This is a genomic window from Rhodanobacter caeni (genome assembly GCF_039523575.1).
GTDB classification, from domain to species: domain Bacteria; phylum Pseudomonadota; class Gammaproteobacteria; order Xanthomonadales; family Rhodanobacteraceae; genus Rhodanobacter; species Rhodanobacter caeni.
Map to the genome: position 1 here is coordinate 1 of NZ_BAAAFO010000002.1, position 19,940 is coordinate 19,940.

The following is a 19,940-nucleotide window of genomic DNA, read 5'->3' on the forward strand; positions in this document are numbered from 1 at the left end:
GGCGGCGGGGGGCGCGGGGGGGGGGGGGGGGGGGGGGGGGGGGAGCGGGAAAGGCGGGGGAGCGCCAGCTTTTCGCTGTACCCGTTCCCCGTTCCCCATTCCCCATTCCCCGCCTCACCACTGCCAAGAACTTCGCCATTGCCTTGCTCCTCCTCACTGAATATTGCTCGTCAAACTCAACAGCGGCAGCAGGATCGCGGCCATGATGATCGCCACCAGCACCGTCATCACGATGGTCAGCGCGGGCACCAGGGCGGCCAGCAGGCGGTCGATGGCGCGGCGCGATTCGATCTCGAAGGTGTCGGCCACTTTCAGCAGCATGGTGTCGAGCTGGCCGGCTTCCTCGCCCACCTGCACCATCTGCAATGCCAGCCGTGGAAACAGGGCCGATTGCCCCAGCGCCAGGCTCAGGCCCGAGCCGCCCTTGACCTGCTCGTGCGCGCCGGCCAGCGCCGCATCCAGCGCGCGATTGCCGGTGACCTGGCGCGCGATGGTCAGCGCGCTGAGCAAGGGCACGCCGTTTTTCAGCAGGGTGCCCAGGGTGCGGGCGATGCGCGCGGTTTCGACTTTCAGCAGCAGCGGGCCGATCCAGCGCAGGCGCAGCAGGCGCGCGTGCCACGCCAGCCGCGCCTGCGGATCGCGCAGCCGCGCGCGCCACGCCAGCGCGCCGCCGATCAGCAGCAACGCGATCAGCCACCACCACGCCTGCAAGGTGTTGCCCAGCAGCAGCACCGCGCGGGTGATCCAGGGGATCGGCACCTGCATGTCCTGGAAGATCGGCACGAACTGCGGCACCACATAGGCCAGCAGCAGCACCAGCGACCCGAGCACGCCCACCAGCAGGAAGGCCGGATAGATCAGCGCGTTGATGACGCTGCCGCGCAGTTGCCGGGCGCGCTCCAGGTAATCGGCCAGCCGGCGCAGGGTTTCCTCCAGCGAACCGCCGGCCTCGCCCGCACGCACCAGGCTCACGTACAGGCGCGGGAACACGCCGTGCTCCTCGTCCAGTGCCGTGGACAAGGCGTTACCGCCGCGCACCCGCTCGCGCACGCGTTCGATCAGTTTTCGCGCGCGCTCGCTTTCGGGCAGGTCCAGCAGGATGCCCAGCGCCCGGTCCAGCGGCTGGCCGGCGCCCAGCAAGGTGGCCAATTGATGGGTGAACTGGGCCAACTGGTCACCGCTGAACGGGCCGCGCGCGAACAGCGCCGCGACGCCGGCACCACCGTCGACCGCGTCGGCCGGCTGCGCTTCCAGCGGCGTGTGGCCCTGGTCCTGCAGGTGACCGATCACCTCCTCCACGCTGGCCGCTTCCATCTGGCCGCGCAGCGGCTCCCCCGCGCCAGTAATGGCGCGGTATCTAAAGAGGGTCATGGCATCCGCTCCCCACACGGCTCCGCGAACTCACCCAAGAACGACACCGCCCGGCACGTTTGCCCCCTCTCCCCATTGGGGAGAGGGTTGGGGAGAGGGGCCGGGGCTTGCGGGAAAGGCGAATCGGAAACTTCCCCGCATCGTGTCTCGCTTCGATCAGCTTCCCCGCGGCGCTTTTCGCTCCGATCGACTTCCCCGCGACGTGTCCCCCTCTCCCTACCCTCTCCCCACAGGGGAGAGGGGATTACGGCACGTTTCGACTGCCACGCTGCCGCGGGCGCCAGCCTTTGTCCCCTCTCCCCTGCGGGGAGAGGGTTGGGGAGAGGAGCCGGGGCTTGCGGGAAAGGCGGAAAGGAAAACTTCCCGCATCGTGCGTCGCTTCGTTGAGCTTCCCCGCGGCGCTTTTCGCTCCGATCGACTTCCCCGCGACGTGTCCCCCTCTCCCTACCCTCTCCCCGCAGGGGAGAGGGGATTACGGCACTTTCCAGCCGCGCGGATGCCCTCCGCTCAACCCTCCTGCGTGACACGCAGCACCTCCTCCAGCGTGGTGACGCCGGCGACGGCCTTGGCGATGCCGTCCTCGTACATGGTGCGCATGCCTTCGGCGCGGGCCTGTTTCTCGATCGCGCCGGCATCGGCCTTCTGCATCACCAGGCGGCGCAGGGTGTCGCTCATGGGCAGGAATTCCAGGATCGCCTGGCGGCCACGGTAGCCGGTGGGGTTGGCGGCGCTGCTGCCGGGTTTCCACAGGCGGATGGGCCGTTCATCGGTGTATTTCTCAAGCTCGAACTGGGCGATGACCTCGGGCGCGGGCTCGTACGCCACGGCGGTTTCCGGATCGAGCGTGCGCACCAGCCGCTGCGCCAGGATGCCGTTGACGGTGGAGCCGAGCAGGTAATCCTCCACCCCCATGTCCAGCAGTCGGGTGATGCCGCCGGCGGCGGAGTTGGTGTGCAGCGTGGACAGCACCAGATGGCCGGTGAGCGCGGACTGGATCGCGATGCGGCAGGTTTCCAGGTCGCGCATCTCGCCGATCATGATCACGTCCGGGTCCTGGCGCACGATCGAGCGCAACGCGCCGGCGAAATCCAGCCCGATCTGCGGCTTCACCTGAATCTGGTTGATGCCTTCGATCTGGTATTCGACCGGGTCCTCGACGGTGATGATCTTCACGTCGGGGGTGTTGATGCGCGACAGCGCGGTGTACAGCGTGGTGGTCTTGCCCGAGCCGGTGGGGCCGGTGACCAGCAAAATGCCGTGCGGGCGCTGCAGCACTTCGATGAAGCGTCGCTGGAAGCTGTCGGTGAAGCCCAGCGACGCGAAATCGAACACCACCGATTCGCGGTCCAGGATGCGCATCACCACCGACTCGCCAAAGCTGGTGGGCATGGTGGACACGCGCAGGTCCAGCTCCTTGCCCTGCACGCGCAACTGGATGCGGCCGTCCTGCGGCAGCCGCCGCTCGGCGATGTTCATGCGCGCCATGATCTTCACCCGCGAGATCACCGCGGCGGTGGACGACGAGGGCGGCGCCTCCACGTCGTGCAGCACGCCGTCGATGCGGTAGCGCACCTTCAGGTGGTTCTCGAACGGCTCGATATGGACGTCCGAAGCGCGCTGTTCCACCGCGCGCTGCAGGATCAGGTTGACCAGCCGGATGACCGGCGCCTCGGACGCCAGGTCGCGCAGGTGCTCGACGTCGTCCTCCTCGGTGGCCGTGCCATCGAGGTTCTCCACGATGGTGCCCATGGCGGAACGGCCGCTGCCGTAATAGCGCTCGATCAGGCCGTCGATGTCCGAACGCAAACCGATGCGCAATGCCACCGGCCGCCCGGCGGCCAGCTCGATCGCCTGGCGCGGATAGGGATCGGCCGGATCGGCCACCACCAGGGCAAGCGTGTCCGCGTCCTGCACCGGCACCACGTGCTGCTGTTTCAGGAAGCGCAGCGACACGTCCAGTTCCGCCGGCGGCAGCTCCGGCGCGTCGCGCGCGGCCAGCAGCGGCACCTGCAACAGCTCGGCCCAGGTTTCGGCCAGGTCGCGCTCGGACACCAGCCCCAGCCGCGCCAGCAAGGAAGTGAGCGTGCCTTCCGGCGACTCCTCGTGCAGCCGCCGGGCGCGGCCCATGTCGGCCTCCTTCAGGCGCCCCCGCGCCACCAGCAACGCGCACGCCTGCACGTCGTCGGCGGCCGCGTCGCGTGGTTGCGCAGGGCTGGACAGGGCCGACATGGGTTCCTCCGGTAAGGCAGCGCTCCGGTCACGCCACGAACCCGCATTGGTAGCACAACGCGGCGACGGCGGCGATGCCGCGGCCGCCGCGCCTGGCTCCCTCCCCTGCGCGCAGGGGAGGGTCGCTCTTGCTCTGCGCGCAACCTCCCCCTGCACGCAGAGGGAGGAGCGACACCGCTCGCTACCAGCCAAACCCCACGCCCACGCCGCCTGAGCTTTCGCCGTGGGAAATGGCCGCACCGAAGGTCACCGCTGCGCGCCGCGACAGCGAGCGCGAATAGCCCACCGACAACGCCGCCTCGCCGTGGTAGCCGCCCACGCCCACACCCATCCGGTTGGGGCTGTCGATGCCCTGAGTGCTGAACGCCATCTGCGCCATCGCCGTACTCATCGCGCCAACCCGGTCCAGCCGCGCGTTGACGGTGTGAAACTGGCCCTGCACCTGGTTGCGGAACGCGCTGAAATCCACGTCGCTGACCATGCGGGTGAACTTGCCATCGGTATAGGCCATGGCTTGGTTCAGCGTGGTGCGGTCGCCGGCGTCGGTGTACGTCTTTGCCGTGGCGATGGCGGCATCCACCTGGCTGACGTTGGCCGCGTCGGTCGCGGCCGCGCCGGCCGCCACGTTGGTGACGCGGCTTGTGCTGGCCACCGGTGCTACCGAGACGGCCGCGGGCTGGATGCTGCCATGGGCGGTGGCCTGCGCGGCCTGCGCCGCCGCAATGGTGGCCTCGGAGGCCGGACGGCTGCCGGGACTGGCCGCCGTCGGGGCGACACTTCGCGTGGTCGGCGTGGGCTCCGCGGCCGCCACCGATGGAGTGGCGACCCGCGGCGCGGCCGTGCTCTTCGGTGCATCGGCCGCGACACTCGCCGCCTCGACGGTGGCGGCACTCCTGGGCACGGTCGGCCGACGGCCGGAAGCTTCCAGTGCGCCTTCCACCGCGGTGACCCGCGTGTCGAGGCTGGCAATACCGGCCCTGGCGCCGGTCACCGCACTGTCCAGCGCGCCCAGCGCATCGCCCACGTTGAAGTAGCTGCTGCCCTGGATGGCGAACGACGGCGTACCGATCAGGCCGCCGGGGCCGATCGACACGCCGCCGCCGAGCGTGGCCGCCAGCGAGCGGTATTGCTGGAAGTTGATCGCCTCGCCGTCGTGCAGGCCCGCCGCCACATTGGCCAGCGTGGTGCCGCCGCTGCCGCCGAAAGTCACGCGGGACGGCGCTGCGCCTGCGTCGTAGGTGACGGCGGTGAGGCTGCTGCCGGTGGCGTCCACCAGGCCGGTGGCCTTCAACTGGCCCAGGTTCACCGCGTCGGTGTCCTGCGTGCCGGCGGCCACGTTGGTGATCTGCCGCTCGGCACCCACGTCGCCCACCGACACCGTGTTGGCGCGGTCGGCCACCGAATCGCCGCCCAGCGCCACCGCGTTCTCGGCGACGGGCGTCACGTAGGCACCTGAGCCCAGCGCCGTACTGTTGGCCGCATCGGCCTCGGCCAGCCAGCCCAGCGCGGTACTGAAATCGCCCGACGCATACGCGCCCGCGCCCAGCGCCACCGCGCCGTAACCGCTGGCTTCGGTGGGCAGGAAACCCAGCACGCTGCCGCCCAGCGCCACGCTCTGCTCGGCGCTGGCGACGGCGCTGTCGCCGATCGCCACGCTGCTCTCGCCATCGGCGGTGGCACCCACGCCGTTGGCGGTGGCGTAATCGCCGTTGGCGGTGGCCGCATAGCCCACGCCGGTGCTGAGCAAACCATTGGCCGCGGAATAACTGCCCAGCGCGGTGGCGCCGTCGGCGCTGGCCGAGGACAGGAAACCGCTCGCCAACGCCTGCGTGCCGGTGGCGGACGATTGCGTCGACAAGGCCGTGCTGTAGGCGCCCTGGGCCTGCGCCGCGTTGCCTACCGCGGTGCTGCCTTCGGCGCTGGCCGCGCTGTCCGCGCCGGTCGCCACGCTGGTCGTCCCGGTGGCTTGCGCGTTGCTGCCGGTGGCCACGCTTTGATCACCCGCCGCCACGCTGCCGTAGCCCGACGCGCTGCTGTAGGCACCGGCCGCCACCGCGCCCATGCCGCTGGCGGTGGCGCCTTCGCCTTGGGCAAAGCTGCCCGCGCCCACCGCCGTGCTGTAGTCGCCGTCGGCCACGGATTGCGCGCCATAGGCCGAACTCTCGCTGCCGGTGGCCAGGCTGTTGGCGCCATTGGCCGTGCTGCTTTCGCCCATCGCCAGGCTGCCGCCGCCGGTGGCGGTGGCGTTGTCCGCCGCGGCCAGGCTGGTGGCGCCGGTGGCGGTGCTGTTGAGGCCGTCGGCCTCGGCGCCGGCACCGGTGGCGGTGCTGGCCTGGCCGGCGGCGACGCTGTTGGCGCCGGTGGCGGTGCTGTCGACACCTTCGGCATCGGCCAGGAAACCGCTGGCGGTGGCGTTTTCCGCGCTGGCGTAGCTGCCGCTGCCCAGCGCCGAGCTGCCGTCGCCGTCGGCTACGGCCACCGCACCGACGGCGGTGGACTGGATGCCGTTGGCTTCCGCCTGCGCACCCAGCGCGCTGGCGCCCAGCGCGGTGGCGAACGAGGACTCGCCGAACGCGGCCGAGGATTCGCCATCGGCCCAGCTGTTCCAGCCGATGGCGGTGGCGTACTCGCCGGTCGCCCACGCCCCGGCACCAAACGCCGAGGCGCCGGTGCCGGTGGCCTGCGCCGGCAGCAGGCCGAAGAAGGTGGACCCGCCCACCGCCACGCTCTCGTCGCCCGAGGCCACGCTGGTTTCGCCCACCGCCACCGCGCCCGAGCCGCTGGCCGTGGCGCCGTAACCCACGCCGGTGGAGAAGTCGCCGGTGGCCGCGCTGAAACCGCCCACGGCGGTGGCCGCGTCGCTGCCGGCCTGGCTGCTGTAACCGACGGCCGTGGCCTGCGTGCCGGTGGCCTGGGCCGCCGCACCGGTGGCGCTGCTGAACGCACCGCTGGCCTGCGCGCCCGCGCCCACCGCGGTGGCGCCCTGCTCGCCGGCAACGGTCTGGCTGTCCAGCAAAACCTCGCCGGTATCGGGATCCTCCACGTGCAAGGCCCCGCCGATGGCGGTACTGGAATCGCCGCTCGCCTGCGCCTGGCTGCCGTAGGCCGCGCTGTTGTTGCCCTCGGCCACCGCGTTGTAGCCGCTGGCCAGCGACCAGTCGCCCAGCGCAAACGCGCCGCTGCCGAACGCGGCGCTGCCCGTGCCCAGGGCGAAGCTGCTGGAACCGACCGCGGTGCTGTAGTCGCCTTCGGCATCGGCGCGGAAACCGTAGGCCGAACTCTCCAGCCCACCGGCCACGCTGGCCGCGCCGCTGGCCACGCCGTGTTCGCCGAGGGCCGCGGCATCCTCGCTGCCGTCGTGTGCGCCATCGGCGGCGAAGAAGCGGTTGGCGTCGGCCACCGTGCTGTCCAGCTGGCCCAGGTTGACCGCGTCGGTGGCCTCCGTGCCGGCGGCAACGTTGGTGATTTGCCGCCCGGCGCCGACGCGGCCCACCGATACCGTGTTGGCCCGATCGGCCACCGAACCACCGCCCAGCGCCACAGCCTGATCCGCGCTGGCGGTGCTGCCCTCGCCGATCGCCACGCTGGTGGCGCCGTTGGCTTGCGCGTTGGCGCCGGTGGCCACGCTTTGATCACCCGCCGCCACGCTGCCGTAGCCCGACGCGCTGCTGTAGGCACCGGCCGCCACCGCGCCCACGCCGCTGGCGGTGGCGCCTTCGCCTTGGGCAAAGCTGCCCGCGCCCACCGCCGTGCTGTAGTCGCCGTCGGCCACCGATTGCGCGCCGTAGGCCGAGCTTTGCCGGCCATTGGCCGCACTGTCGGCGCCGCTGGCGGTGGCGTCACTGCCCAGCGCCAGGCTGCCCGCACCCGTGGCAGTGGCACCCGCGCCCAGGGCGGCACTGTTGGCGCCGACGGCGGTGGTGTTGGCGTTCTGCGCCATCACGCCGTAGCCGACCGCCGTGCTGTTGTTGCCCAGCGCGTTGCTCTGGTAGCCGTTGGCCAGCGAATAGCGGCCCTGGGCCAGGCTCTGGTTGCCCAGCGCGGTGGAATACTGGCCCGATGCGGTGGCATCGCGACCGCAGGCGAAGGCGTTGCCGTGCGCCGAGGGCGCATGAAAGCTCAGCGTGAACGTGCCCAGGCAGACGTCCGCACGCGCCGCCGACGGCAGCGCCATCGCGGTCGCCAGCAGCACGCCAGCGACAGCCACCGCCAGGCGATGCCCGCCGCGGCCCGCGCCCGTGGCGCCGCCCTTGCCGTGGGTTCGGGCCAGTTCGGATGCCACCACCAGCATGCCGAGGGATTTGCTCCATACCTTGCTGTAGATCGTGTTCAAGGTTGTTCTCCTAAAAGGATTCGCACCGGGCGTCGCATCACCAGCGCGCCCGCCGCGTCATGCCCGCGCGGGCGGGCACGACATCGAAGGAAGCCGCGGGCCCACGCATGCGGCGTCGGCCCGCGTCGGGTTCAGCGCCGGATCAACGCGGCGCGCGGAAGCTGCCCAGCACGCTCACCCCGGCGTAGGCCGTCTCGCCCACGACGGTCAGGTACCAGGTGCCGGCGGCGGGACGCGCCACCACCACCGACTCGCTGTTGCCCGGCCTTGCGGACTTGTAGTCGTAGTCGGAGGCGCTGGCGGCGGCGCCGACCTTGGCGTACACCGACACGTTGCCGCTGCCGCCATAGGTGCGCAGGCTCAGCGCCATCGCGCCGGCCGGCACCTGCAGCGTGTAGACGGTGCTGCCGCCGGCGCTGCCGGACTGGCCGGCCAGGGTCACGCCGTTGCCGAGCACGATGGCTTCGCCACCGCCGTCGTCCTCGCCGATGGCGGCGCGCACGGCCGCGTTCGCATCGACGATGCCGGCGCCGATGCCGCGGTTGGCCGGCGGCGCCACGCTGGGAGCGTGCGCGGTCTGCTGCAAGGTGGTGAGCACTTCGGCCGGCGTCATCAAGGGCAGGCCGGCGGCCAGCCGTGCGCTCTGCATCAGGGCCACGGTGCCGGCCACGTGCGGGCTGGCCTGCGAGGTGCCGGCGTAGCCGCCGTAGTCGCTGTCGTTGGGTACCGGCGTGGTGGTGCCGCTGTTCAACGCCTGCCAGATGAAGCCGTCGTTGATCGGCGTGCCGCTGCTGCCGTCGTTGGGATAGACGCCGCCGCCCGGCGCGGCGATCTCCACCGCGCTGCCGTAGTTGGAATAGAACGCGCGCCTGCTGGTGATGCCGGTGGACGCGACGGTGATCACGCCGGGGCAGCTGGCGGGCGAGGCCTGCGAGGCATCGATGTTCTCGTTGCCGGCCGACACCACCACCACCGCGCCCAGCGCATTGGCCGCGGCCACCGCCTGCGCCGCCGGGTCACTGGCCGGGCAGTTGCCGGGGCCGCCCAGGCTGAGGTTGATCACCTTCGCCGGATGCGTGTTGTCGGGCACGCCATCCACGTGGCCGCCGGCCGCCCACACGATGGCGTCGTTGATGTCGCTGTCGTAGCCGCCGCAGTGGCCCAGCACGCGCACCGGCAGGATCTTCGCGCCGTGGGCGATGCCGGCCATGCCGAGCGCGTTGTTGGTGATCTCCGCGCCCGCGGTGCTGGCCACGTGGGTGCCGTGCCAGGAGCTGTCCTCCGGCGGATGGTCGGCGTCGGTGCATTCGCTGAGCCAGGGCTCCTCGGTGGTCCAGTCGCCGGTGTCCCAGCCACCCGGCACGCGGCCGTCGGTGGCGCGGCCGGAGACGAAGCTGTCCACGATGAAGTCGTAGCCCGCGTCACCCAGCGAGGTGTCCACGTCCACGTGGGTGGTGATGCCGGTGTCGAGCACCGCGATCACCACGCCGGTGCCGTCGGAAAGATCCCACGCATGGTTGACGCTGGTGCCGCCGAGGTTGGCGTTGCCGCCGGTGGTAACGGTGCCGTCGGGGGCTTTCAGGTTCCACTGGTACTTGGCGTAGTAGGTGTCGTTGGGCGTCACCGTCTGCGGCTGCAGCAGCTTCGCCGCCGACAGGTCGCGCACGCGATGGCGCAGCACGTCGGGCACCACGTAGGCCACCGCCGGGTCGATCGACAGCTGGCGGATCAGCGCCGCCGCCTCGGTGCGATCGAGCGGACGCGAGGTGCGCAACAGGTCGGCGCCCACCGCCAGCTTGCGCTGGTAGCGCATGCTGACCGACGCTGGTGCACCGGCCGTGCGCGTCGCGCGCACCAGGCCGGCTCGGCCCAGCGCCGCGGTGGCGGCCTGCACGGCGGCGGCATGGTTCGCGCGCTCGATGCTGCCCTGGCGATAGGTGACGATAAAGCGGTCGAACGACGGTTGCGCCTGCAGCGCGGTGAGGTTCATCCGCGCCGGGTTGCCGGTCGGTGAAACCGCGGCAGCAAAGCCGGTAGAGCTGGCCATGGCGGCGGCCAGTGCAGCGGCGAGAACGCCCATGCGAAAAACATTCTTGTTCATGTGAACTCCCAAACGGTGGTGGTCGCTGTATCAAGCGGATGGCCGGCGCGTCGCCATGGAGACGGCCCGACCCGGCTGCTGCGTCGCGGTTGTGGCCGCGCATGGCGCCCCCTCCTGTGGAACCACGCGGCTGGCGTCGTTCCGGGCGTCATCGGATGCCGCTGGCTGTTGCCAGCGGCGAAAAGGAAAACCGCGCACGCCGGCCGGCGCGGCAAGGCGCGCACGCACGGATCGGCGTACGAGGGACAACGCTGCGCACCGTCACCGCACGCGGCGCGCCGCGGGGTGATGCGCAACAACAGGCATGGCCGGGCCATGAGCGAGGAGAGCCACCGGCATCGGCGACGACGGACCGCGACAATGGCCGTGGCCACCGCCGCCCGCCGTGCCGGTCGGCTCCCTAGCGCTGCGGCGCCGGGGCCTGCCCGTGGCGAACGATGGGATGGGTTGAGGCGAAGACGAAAAACTGGCTACGCATGATGTCTCTCTCCCAGACAACGTTATGCGGCTCGAACACGACGGCTGCCGGACCCGACCGGTACCGCGGTGTGCTGTTGATGCAACCCCGTATGCCGCTGGCGATGCACGACCGCGCGAACGCTGTCGCCCCCTTCACCGCTTGCGGCACCGGGTTTTTATACGCAGCTCGCCGTGACGAATCTGCATGCGCGTTTTCACGTCTTCCTGCACTTGCGTCGCCGTGCGGGCGCGCCACAATGGGCGCTTTTGCCAGGGCCGGTGGATCGCATGGACCTCGTGGATATCGGCGCCAACCTGGGCCATGAATCGTTTCAGCACGACATGGACGCGGTCCTGCAGCGCGCGGCCGATCACGGCGTGAATCGACTGGTGGTCACCGGCGCCTCACGCGAAGGCAGCGAGCACGCACTGGCACTCGCCGCCGCCCATCCCGGCCGCCTGTACGCCACCGCCGGCGTGCATCCGCACCACGCCATCGACTACGACGACGCCACCGACGCGCGGCTGCGCGAGCTCTCGCACGAGCCGGCCGTGCGCGCCATCGGCGAAACCGGGCTGGACTACAACCGCAACTACTCCCCGCGCGACGTGCAGCTGCGCGTGTTCGAGCGCCAGCTGCAGATCGCCGCCGATCGCGGCATGCCGCTGTTCCTGCACCAGCGCGATGCCCACGCCGATTTCCTCGCCCTGCTGCGCCGCTACCGCGATCGCGTCCCCGCCGCGGTGGTGCATTGCTTCACCGACACCGCCGACGCCCTGCGCGACTACCTGGCGCTGGATTGCCACATCGGCATCACCGGCTGGATCTGCGACGAACGCCGCGGCCTGCACCTGCGCGCGCTGGTGCGCGAGATCCCCGCCCACCGGCTGATGATCGAAACCGACGCGCCGTACCTGTTGCCACGCACCGCGCGCCCCCTGCCCGCGCACCGCCGCAACGAGCCGATGTACCTCAAACACATCTGCGAGGAGATCGCCCGCGACCGCGGCGAAAGCGCGGAAGTGACGGCGGCCAACAGCACGGCCACGGCGGAGGCATTTTTCGGCTTGGCCGCGGCGATGTAGCGCAATTGCGCGCGCACTTTTCTGCAGGAGCGACTTCAGTCGCGACGCCTTTGCTGTTTGTAGGAGCGCACCCTGTGCGCGATGCCTTTGGCTCTCTGTAGGGGCGACTTCAGTCGCGACGCATTTTGGATCGAGTACGAGCAAGAGCTTTCGATCGCCTTCGGCGCTCGAGTTACTTTCTCTTTGCGTGGCCACGCACGCGCAGGAAGCGCGTGCGAACAGCGAAGCTGGCCCGAAGGGCGTAGGGCAGGATGCCCGGAGTAAAGAGAAAAGTAACCAAAGAGAAAGGCCACCCCGCTTCCGCGCCTTGCGGGCATCCTGCCCACAAGGTTCGCGGACGGGCTACGGGGTTTGTCGACAGGGCATCGGGCAACTGCTCCTGCGTTGCCTCAACTCGGGCATCCATGCCCTCGCCATGTGCTGACGCCAAACTGGCCGGCATCCCTGCCGGCCACCCTGCGGGCTGATCCTCCGCCCGCCCGCCGCTGCAGAGGGGCCCCCGGGAAGAGCGCCGCGCCATCGTGGCGCGGACTCGGTGCGCCGCGGCTGCGCCGCAGGAGAGCGTCGTGGCGTGTGGTTTTCGGTGCTTCCTCTTACCTCCGATCGCCCTGAGCGTAGCCGCGCAGCGGCGGAATCGAAGGGTGCGGTTGGCGGGAGCCCTTCGACTTCGGCCTTCGGCCTACGCTCAGGGAGAACGGCTGAGGGTTGGCGGCATTGCCTTTGCTTTTGCCTTTGCTTTTGCTTTTGCTTTTGCTTTTGCCCTGGCTCCATCCCGAGTGCGGGCCAGGATGGCCCGCTGCTCTACCCGGGGCCCCTGTGCGGCGGTGAGTCGGGGTCGACAGGCCGCGCAGCGGGCGAGTCCATGGATGGACTCGCCTTTTCGTGCGGGCAGGAGCCCGCTCGAAAAGCCCGGCCCCGGCTCACGGACTTGCCGGGCATGGATGCCCGGCAAGCGCCAAGCGGGGTGGCCTTTCTCTTTGGTTACTTTCTCTTTGGCCACGCAAAGAGAAAGTAACTCGAGCGCCGTAGGCGATCGAAAGCCTTTGACTTTGCTCGACCAACAAAAAGCATCGCGACTGAAGTCGCCCCTACAAAGAACCGAAGGCATCGCGCAAAGAGCCAAAGGCATCGCGCACAGGGTGCGCTCCTACAAACAACACGAGCATCACGACTGGAAGTTGCTCCCACCACGGGCACAAAAGCGCCGCTCGCTACGGTTGCAGGACGCGGGTTTGCCCGGGCGCCAGGCCGTCCAGTGCGTAGTTGCCGATGCGCACGCGGATCAGTCGCAAGGTGGGAAAGCCCACCGCCGCGGTCATGCGCCGCACCTGGCGGTTGCGTCCCTCGCGCAGGGTGAGACTGAGCCAGCTGGTGGGGATGGATTTGCGGAAGCGTACCGGCGGATCGCGCGGCCACAGCCAGTCGGGCTCGGTCGCGTGTTCGGCCAGCGCAGGCAAGGTGGGGCCATCCTTCAGCGTGACACCGCGGCGCAGGGACACCAGCGCCGCATCGTCTATCTCGCCATCGACCTGGGCCAGATAGGTCTTGGGCTGCTTGTGGCGCGGGTCGGTGAGCCGGTGCGCCAGCTTTCCATCATTGGTCAGCAGCAGCAGGCCCTCGCTGTCGTGATCCAGCCGTCCAGCCGCATAGACGTCCGTTTGCCTGACGTAGCCGGCCAGCGTGGGCCGGCCACGGTCGTCGGTGAACTGGCACAGCACGCCGAACGGCTTGTTGAGGGCGATCAGCATGCGGTGCGGCGCTTCAATGCGAAGCGGCGGCCGGTTTCACGAAGCGCAAGGTCATGCGGTCGGACTCGCCGATGGCCAGGTATTTCGCCCGGTCGGTATCGCCCAGCGCCAGCGTGGGCGGCAGCGTCCACACGCCCTTGGGGTGGTCGTGGTCGTCGGCCGGGTTGGCGTTGATCTCGCTGCGCGCATCGAGCCTGAAACCGGCGTCGGTGGCCAGCTTGATGACCGTGGCGGTGGGCAGGTAGCCGCTGGATTTCACGGCCGCCAGGGTGGCGCCGTCAGCGGCGCGGTGATCGACCACGCCCAGCACGCCGCCCGGTCGCAGCACTGCGTAGAACGCCTTGAACATCGCCGGCGCGGTGTCGGCCATCACCCAGTTGTGCACGTTGCGGAAGGTCAGCACCAGGTCGGCGGAGCCGGGTGCGCCGAACACCGGCTTCTTCGGGTCGAAAGTGACGATGGTGGCGTTGCCGAAGTGGGCCGGATCGGCGGCGAACTTGCGCCGCAGCCTGCTGTCGTCGGCGCGCGCCTCGCTGTCGGTCGAGGGCGCCTGCTCGGCCGCGATGTAGCGGCCGTTGTCGTGCAGCAGCGGCGCCAGCAGTTCGGCGTACCAGCCGCCGCCGGGGGTGATCTCGATCACCGTCTGGTCGGGCTGGATGCCGAAGAACTGCAGCGTGGCCTTGGGGTGGCGCCACGCGTCGCGGGCGCGATTGGCGTCGCTGCGCCAGCTGCCGGACAGCACGTCGTCGAGCCGGCTGGCGGTGAAATCGCTGGCGCTGGTGGGCGGCACCAGCGCATCGCCGGGCTGATCCAGCTCGGGCTGGTCGGGTTCGGCGGTGCTGGCCACCACCTGTGCGCTGGCCGGCAGCCAGCTTGCCGCCAGCAACAGGGCGAACAACAAACCGAACTTCTTGAAGTGGGTCATCGACATGTTCCTGCTCCCGCGCTGCGACGCGCCCGCGGTGGGTGATGTGGGGGAATTCCAGCACTCGGGCGTGGCGCGAAACTCGTGGGGAAGGATCGCGCCCGCCAGCGACAAGGATAGTCGGGTCCAGCGCTTTCTTGTACGTCGACGCGGCGGTTCACATGCATGGCACGCGCCGGCCACTTACCATGGGCGTATCGCGCTGCAGCCGCTGCAAGCGCACCGAAGGAACCCTCTCTCCCCCATGCCTACCCCGCGAATGTTTCGCCATGGCCTGCTGTTGCCCACGTGGGCGCTGGCCACCGCCGTGGCCGCCACGCCGCAGGCCGAACTGGCGCCGATCACCGTCACCGCCACGCGTACGGCGCAATCGCCATTCGACGTGGCCGCGTCGGTCGACGTGGTGGTCGCGCCGGCCAGCGGCTCGCTGGATGTCAACGCGTCCGAACTGCTGCAGGGCGTGCCCGGCATCCTGGCACGCGACCGCCAGAACTACGCGCAGGACACGCAGATCTCGATTCGCGGCTTCGGCGCGCGCACCACCTTCGGCATCCGCGGCGTGCGCCTGTACAGCGACGGCATCCCCGCCACCATGCCCGACGGCCAGGGTCAGGTGTCGCATTTCAATCTCGATGCCGCCGATCGCATCGAGGTGCTGCGCGGGCCGTTTTCCGCGCTGTACGGCAACGCGTCGGGCGGCGTGGTGCAGTTGTTCAGCGCCGAAGGCACCGACCCGCCGCAGGTGCGGCTGGGCCTGGCCGGCGGCAGCGACGGCCTGCTGCGCGCCACGCTGAATGCCCGCGGCGTGCAGGGCCCGCTCGACTACAACCTCGACCTCAGCCATTTCCGCACCGATGGCTACCGCGACCACAGCCGCGCCCAGCGCGAGTCGGGCAACGCGGTGCTGGGCTGGAAGCTGGACGATCGCCGCAAGCTCACCGTGGTGCTGAACACCATGAACCTGCCCGGCGCGCAGGACCCGCTGGGCCTGACGCCACAGCAGTTCCACGACGACCCACGCCAGGCGGATGACGCCGCGACCACGTTCAACACGCGCAAAAGCGTGTCGCAACAGCAGGCCGGCCTGGTCTACGACGACCAGCTCAGCGACGCCAGCCACCTGCGCCTGATGGGTTATTACGGCCAGCGGAGCGTGCGCCAATACCTGTCCATTCCGGCGATGGCGCAGATCAGCCCGCTGAGTGCCGGCGGCGTGGTGGACCTGGGCAACGAATACGGCGGCGGCGACGCGCGCTGGACCTGGGCCAGCACGCTGGCCGGGCGGCCATTCGAGCTGACCTTGGGCGCCAGCTACGACAACCAGCACCAGCACCGGCGCGGCTACGAGAACTTCATCGGCGACACGCTCGGCGTGCGTGGCGCGTTGCGCCGCGACCAGCAGGACCGCGTCTTCGACTTCGACCAGTACGCCCAGGCCAGCTGGCGCGTGGCCGATGCGTGGACGGTGATGGCCGGCCTGCGCCACAGCGAGGTGAAGTTCGCCACCGACGATCGCTACATCACCGCCCGCAATCCCGACGACAGCGGCCGCGTGGACTATGCGGCCACCACGCCGGTGGCCGGCGTGATGTACCGGGTTTCGCCCAGCGCGCACCTTTACGCGTCGTACGGCAAGGGCTTCGAGACGCCCACGTTTTCCGAGCTGGGCTATCGCAACGACGGCGGCAGCGGGCTCAACCTCGGCCTGCAGGCCTCGCGCACGCGCAGCGCCGAAGTGGGCCTGAAGCTGCGGCCGCGGCCGGGCCTGCGCGCCGATATCGCGCTGTTTCGCGCCGACAGCCGCGACGAGGTGGCGGTGGCCACCAACCTGGGCGGCCGCACCACCTACCAGAACGTGCCGCGCGCGCGCCGGCAGGGCGCGGAAGCGTCGCTGACCACGAACCTCGCGCCGCGCTGGAGCCTGCAGCTGGCCTATACGTACCTGGATGCCCGTTTCCGCTCGCCGTTCCTGGCCTGCAGCGGCCGCTGCGCCACGCCGGAAACACCGGTGGACGCGGGCGCACGGATCGCCGGCGTGCCCCGCTCCAGTGGTTACGCCGCGCTGCATTTCGGTGGCGACACCGGCTGGCAGGCGGATCTCGACGCCCGCACCATGGCCGCCGTGCCCACCGATGACCTGGGCACCACGCAGGCGCCGCCCTACGCCGTGTTCGGCGCCGGCCTGGGCTACGTGGTCGAGGGCGGCCACTGGCGCACGCACAGCTTCGCGCGCATCGACAACCTGGCCGACCGCCGCTACGTGGGCTCGGTGATCGTCAACGACGGCAACGGCCGCTATTTCGAGCCCGGCCCCGGCCGCAGCGTCCTGCTGGGCGTGGATTTGCGCTGGCAACCGTAGGGGCGCGGCGCCGGCGCGCACCGCGGCATTCAAGACCGGCCGACCGGCGCCGTTAACGACAGGGAGCTTGCGCATTCTGTTCGACGATCATGCCGTCGCCTGCCTACCCACTACACGACATCCCTGGCCATGTACAACACACTGATGTCACGGCGCCATGGCCTCACCCTGGTCGAATTGATGATCGCGCTGGTCGTGACGGCGCTGCTCGCGGTCGTCGCGATACCCAGCTACACGAAGTACGTCAATCGCGTGAGGACCAACAAGGTCATGATCTTCATGGCATCGACGTCGCTGAGCCTGGAGGCCTACTACGCCCAGCATTCGAGCTACCCCGCCACCCTGGCTGAGGCCGGCGTCACCGACGCCATCGACCCCTGGGGCAACCCCTACCAGTACCTGGCGATCGACATCGACCCGCCGCCGAACAAGGGCAAGGTGCGCCGGGACAAGAACATGAACCCGATCAACACCGACTATGACCTGTACAGCAACGGCCCGGACGGCCGCAGCCAGACCCAGCTGATGGCGCGCTTTGCGCGCGACGACATCGTGCGCGCCGGCAATGGCAGCTACATCGGCAAGGCGCAGGATTTCTAGTACGCAATGCGTACCTACCTGCGAGGGAAGGTCAGCCGGCGGCTCATGCTGCAGTTCGTGCTGGCCGCCCTGGTGCCGATGAGCGGGGTGGCCTGGTATGCCTACCACCAGGTCAGCACGCTGCTCCTGAACTCGGCCTACGAACGCCTGCGTGCCGACAGCAAGTCGTTCGGCATGAGCGTGATCGAAAGCCTCAACGTGCGCGCGAGCGCGCTGGAGCACCTTTCCCGCGCCAACATCGGCAACACGCAGACGGCGACCCGATCCGGCTTCACGGGCACGTCCCTGCAGCCGCTCGCGACGCTGACGGCGGCGCAGCAGTCCCGCATCGGGCACGGCGGCACCGTGTTGCGCCTGGTCGCGGGCAGGCCCGTGGAACTGGTCGCCGCGACCGACCTGCCGGGCAGGGTCCTGGTCGGACGCATCGACGCGATGTCGTTGTGGGTCAGCGATTTCGCACCGGAGCGGTATTGCGTGCTGGATGCGAATTTCGTCGAGCTCTTCTGCACGCCGGGGCTGGTTCCGCTGGATCAACAGACGCTGCGCTCGACGCTGGGCGCGGGCACCGGTGGCACCGTGCCCTGGAAGCTGGCCGGGGAAGACCTGCTGGTGGGCCTGTGGCGCCCCAAGTTCCTGCCCACGTTCGACAGCCCCGGCTTTGTCATCATGCAGGTCACGTCCAGGGCCGACGCCCTGCGCACGCTGAACACCTTCCGGCAGTTTTTCCCGCTCACCTTCCTGCTGGCGCTGGCGCTGGCCACCGCGCTAGCCGTGCGGCAGATCCAGCGCCAGATGAAGCCGCTCGGCCTGCTGACCGACGTCAGCCAGCGACTGGCGACGGGCGACCTGGGCGCGCGCATGCCCCTGGCCGGCGACGACGAGTTCACGGCGCTGGGGGCCACGTTCAACGACATGGCCGGCAGCCTGGAATACCGCTTCCACATGCTCGCCATGTTGAGCGAGCTCGACCGCGCCATCATCAGCGCCACCGGCATGGAGCATGTCGCCAGCGAGGTGCTTGGGCACATCCGCAAGGCGATCCCGTGCGACGGCGCCGGCCTGCTGGTGCACAGCGGCGAGCAGGGTTTTCACCTGCTGACCCGCGATCCCGCACAGGCCGCCGGCTGCCTGCGCACGTCGAGCCGGAGCTTCGAGGTGACCGGGCTCGACCCGACCCGCGCCGCCAGCATCCTGTCGCCCGGCATCCTGCCGCAGGAATTCCTGGACCGGCTTTGCCCGGTGCCGCCGGCGCAGTTGGTGGCGTTTGCGATCCGCAACGATGGCCGTCTCGAGCAGGTGCTGTTGCTGGCCTATGCACGGCGGCCCGCGTCCATGGACGACGTCATCCAGGGCGGCCGCGCGCTGGCCGACCGCCTGGGCATCGCGCTGTCCAGCCTGGCCCAGGAGGCAAGGCTTTATCACCAGGCCCACCACGATTCGCTGACCGACCTGCCGAACCGCGTGCTGCTGCGCGAGCGCTGCGAACAGGCGATCGCGCGGGCGCAACGCGATGGAACCTGCGTGGCGCTGATCCTGATCGACCTGGACAATTTCAAGCAGGTCAACGACACCCTGGGCCACGCCAGCGGCGACGAGCTGCTGTCCCAGTGCGCCATGGTTCTCGCCCGGCGCATGCGGCCGGGCGACACGCTTGCGCGGCTGGGCGGCGACGAGTTCGTCGTGCTGTTGCCGGACCTGGCCGCGGGCCAGGACCGCCAGGTCCTCGACGAACGCCTGCGCGAATTGATGGGCGACCTGTCCGTGCCGCTGGCCGTGCACGGCTACCAGATCAACACCCCGGCCAGCATGGGCGTGGCGCTCTACCCCACCCACGCCGGCCATTTCGACGAGCTGCTGCAGATGGCCGACGCGGCCATGTACAAGGCCAAGCGCGAGCAACGCGGAGGATTCCAGTTCTACACCAGCGAGCTCAACACGCAGTCGAAGGCCCATTTCGACCTCACCCAGGAACTGCGCAAGGCGGTCGAACGCGACGAACTGGTCCTTCATTTCCAACCGAAGGTGAATGCCCGGCGCCGCGACATCGTGGGCGCCGAAGCGCTGGTCCGCTGGCGGTCGCCCAGCCGCGGCCTGGTGTCACCCGGCGTTTTCGTGCACCTGCTCGACGAAATGGGCCTGGGCGTATGGCTGGGCGAATGGGTGCTCGACCGCGCCTGCGCGCAGATGCGCCAGTGGCAGGACAGCGGCCTGCGTTCGATCCCCGTCTCGGTCAACATGTCGCCCTCGCAGTTCGAGCGGGCGTCGGTGCTGGAAGTGGTGCGTGCCAGCCTGGACCGCTATCGGCTCGATGCCCGCTGCCTCGAAATCGAGATCCTGGAGGCGACGGCGGTCAACGACTCCGACAAGGCCATGCGGACCCTGCTCGCGCTGCGGGCTGAGGGCGTCCGCGTCGCGCTCGATGATTTCGGCACGGGCTACTCGTCCCTCGTCTACCTCACCCGCATCCCGGCCGATGTGCTTAAGCTCGACCAGGCCTTCATCCGCCGCCTTTCCAGCGATGCGCGGCAGCAGGAGATCGTGCGGCACATCATCGCCCTGGCCAAGACCCTGTCCTACACCGTGGTGGCCGAGGGCGTCGAGGAAGAAGCGCAGCTGTCGGTGCTGGTGGCCATGGGCTGCGACCTGGTCCAGGGTTACCTGATCGGCAGCCCGGTACCACCGGACGCGTTCGCCGAGCGCTGGCTGCGGTGAGCGATCGCGGCCCGTCC

Annotated in this window: 10 protein-coding genes; 4 read left to right on the top strand and 6 right to left on the bottom strand. The window is 69.9% G+C overall.

Annotation, left to right across the window (positions count from 1 at the left end; all coding sequences use genetic code 11):
* Positions 1–153: 153 nt before the first annotated feature.
* From gspF to ABD017_RS04675, 4 genes are all read right to left on the bottom strand, one after another.
* Positions 154–1,371 (bottom strand): type II secretion system inner membrane protein GspF, encoded by a 1,218-nt coding sequence (gene gspF / locus ABD017_RS04660; RefSeq protein WP_343880691.1) that lies wholly within the window; start codon positions 1,369–1,371, stop codon positions 154–156.
* A gap of 507 nt (positions 1,372–1,878) precedes the next feature.
* A complete protein-coding gene (gspE, locus tag ABD017_RS04665) occupies positions 1,879–3,600 on the bottom strand; it encodes a type II secretion system ATPase GspE (protein WP_343880693.1) in 1,722 nt (573 codons plus the stop codon).
* Between the two features lie 181 nt (positions 3,601–3,781).
* Complete coding sequence (locus tag ABD017_RS04670) at positions 3,782–7,933, bottom strand: ESPR-type extended signal peptide-containing protein (RefSeq protein WP_343880695.1); 4,152 nt, start codon at positions 7,931–7,933, stop codon at positions 3,782–3,784.
* A gap of 142 nt (positions 7,934–8,075) precedes the next feature.
* Positions 8,076–10,034: a S8 family serine peptidase gene (locus tag ABD017_RS04675; protein WP_343880697.1), complete on the bottom strand. Its 1,959-nt coding sequence runs from the start codon at positions 10,032–10,034 to the stop codon at positions 8,076–8,078.
* A 747-nt stretch (positions 10,035–10,781) separates the two neighbouring features.
* On the opposite strand from ABD017_RS04675, the gene ABD017_RS04680 reads away from it, so the two are divergent.
* A complete protein-coding gene (locus ABD017_RS04680; RefSeq protein ID WP_343880699.1) occupies positions 10,782–11,579 on the top strand; it encodes a TatD family hydrolase in 798 nt (265 codons plus the stop codon).
* Between the two features lie 1,211 nt (positions 11,580–12,790).
* Here ABD017_RS04680 and ABD017_RS04685 read toward each other — a convergent pair.
* Both ABD017_RS04685 and ABD017_RS04690 read right to left on the bottom strand, forming a co-directional pair.
* Positions 12,791–13,327: a pseudouridine synthase gene (locus tag ABD017_RS04685; RefSeq protein ID WP_343880701.1), complete on the bottom strand. Its 537-nt coding sequence runs from the start codon at positions 13,325–13,327 to the stop codon at positions 12,791–12,793.
* A 13-nt stretch (positions 13,328–13,340) separates the two neighbouring features.
* On the bottom strand, positions 13,341–14,252 hold the full coding sequence (locus ABD017_RS04690; RefSeq protein ID WP_343882156.1) for a class I SAM-dependent methyltransferase: 912 nt from the start codon (positions 14,250–14,252) through the stop codon (positions 13,341–13,343).
* A 244-nt stretch (positions 14,253–14,496) separates the two neighbouring features.
* Between ABD017_RS04690 and ABD017_RS04695 the strand changes: the two genes are divergently transcribed.
* From ABD017_RS04695 to ABD017_RS04705, 3 genes are all read left to right on the top strand, one after another.
* The gene (locus tag ABD017_RS04695) at positions 14,497–16,611 is read left to right on the top strand and encodes a TonB-dependent receptor family protein (RefSeq protein WP_343880703.1); all 2,115 of its coding nucleotides are present in this window, start codon (positions 14,497–14,499) and stop codon (positions 16,609–16,611) included.
* Between the two features lie 129 nt (positions 16,612–16,740).
* Entirely contained in the window at positions 16,741–17,211 is a 471-nt protein-coding gene (locus tag ABD017_RS04700; protein ID WP_343880705.1) for a prepilin-type N-terminal cleavage/methylation domain-containing protein, read from the top strand.
* A 6-nt stretch (positions 17,212–17,217) separates the two neighbouring features.
* Positions 17,218–19,923 (top strand): putative bifunctional diguanylate cyclase/phosphodiesterase, encoded by a 2,706-nt coding sequence (locus ABD017_RS04705; RefSeq protein ID WP_343880707.1) that lies wholly within the window; start codon positions 17,218–17,220, stop codon positions 19,921–19,923.
* The last annotated feature ends 17 nt before the right edge of the window (positions 19,924–19,940 follow it).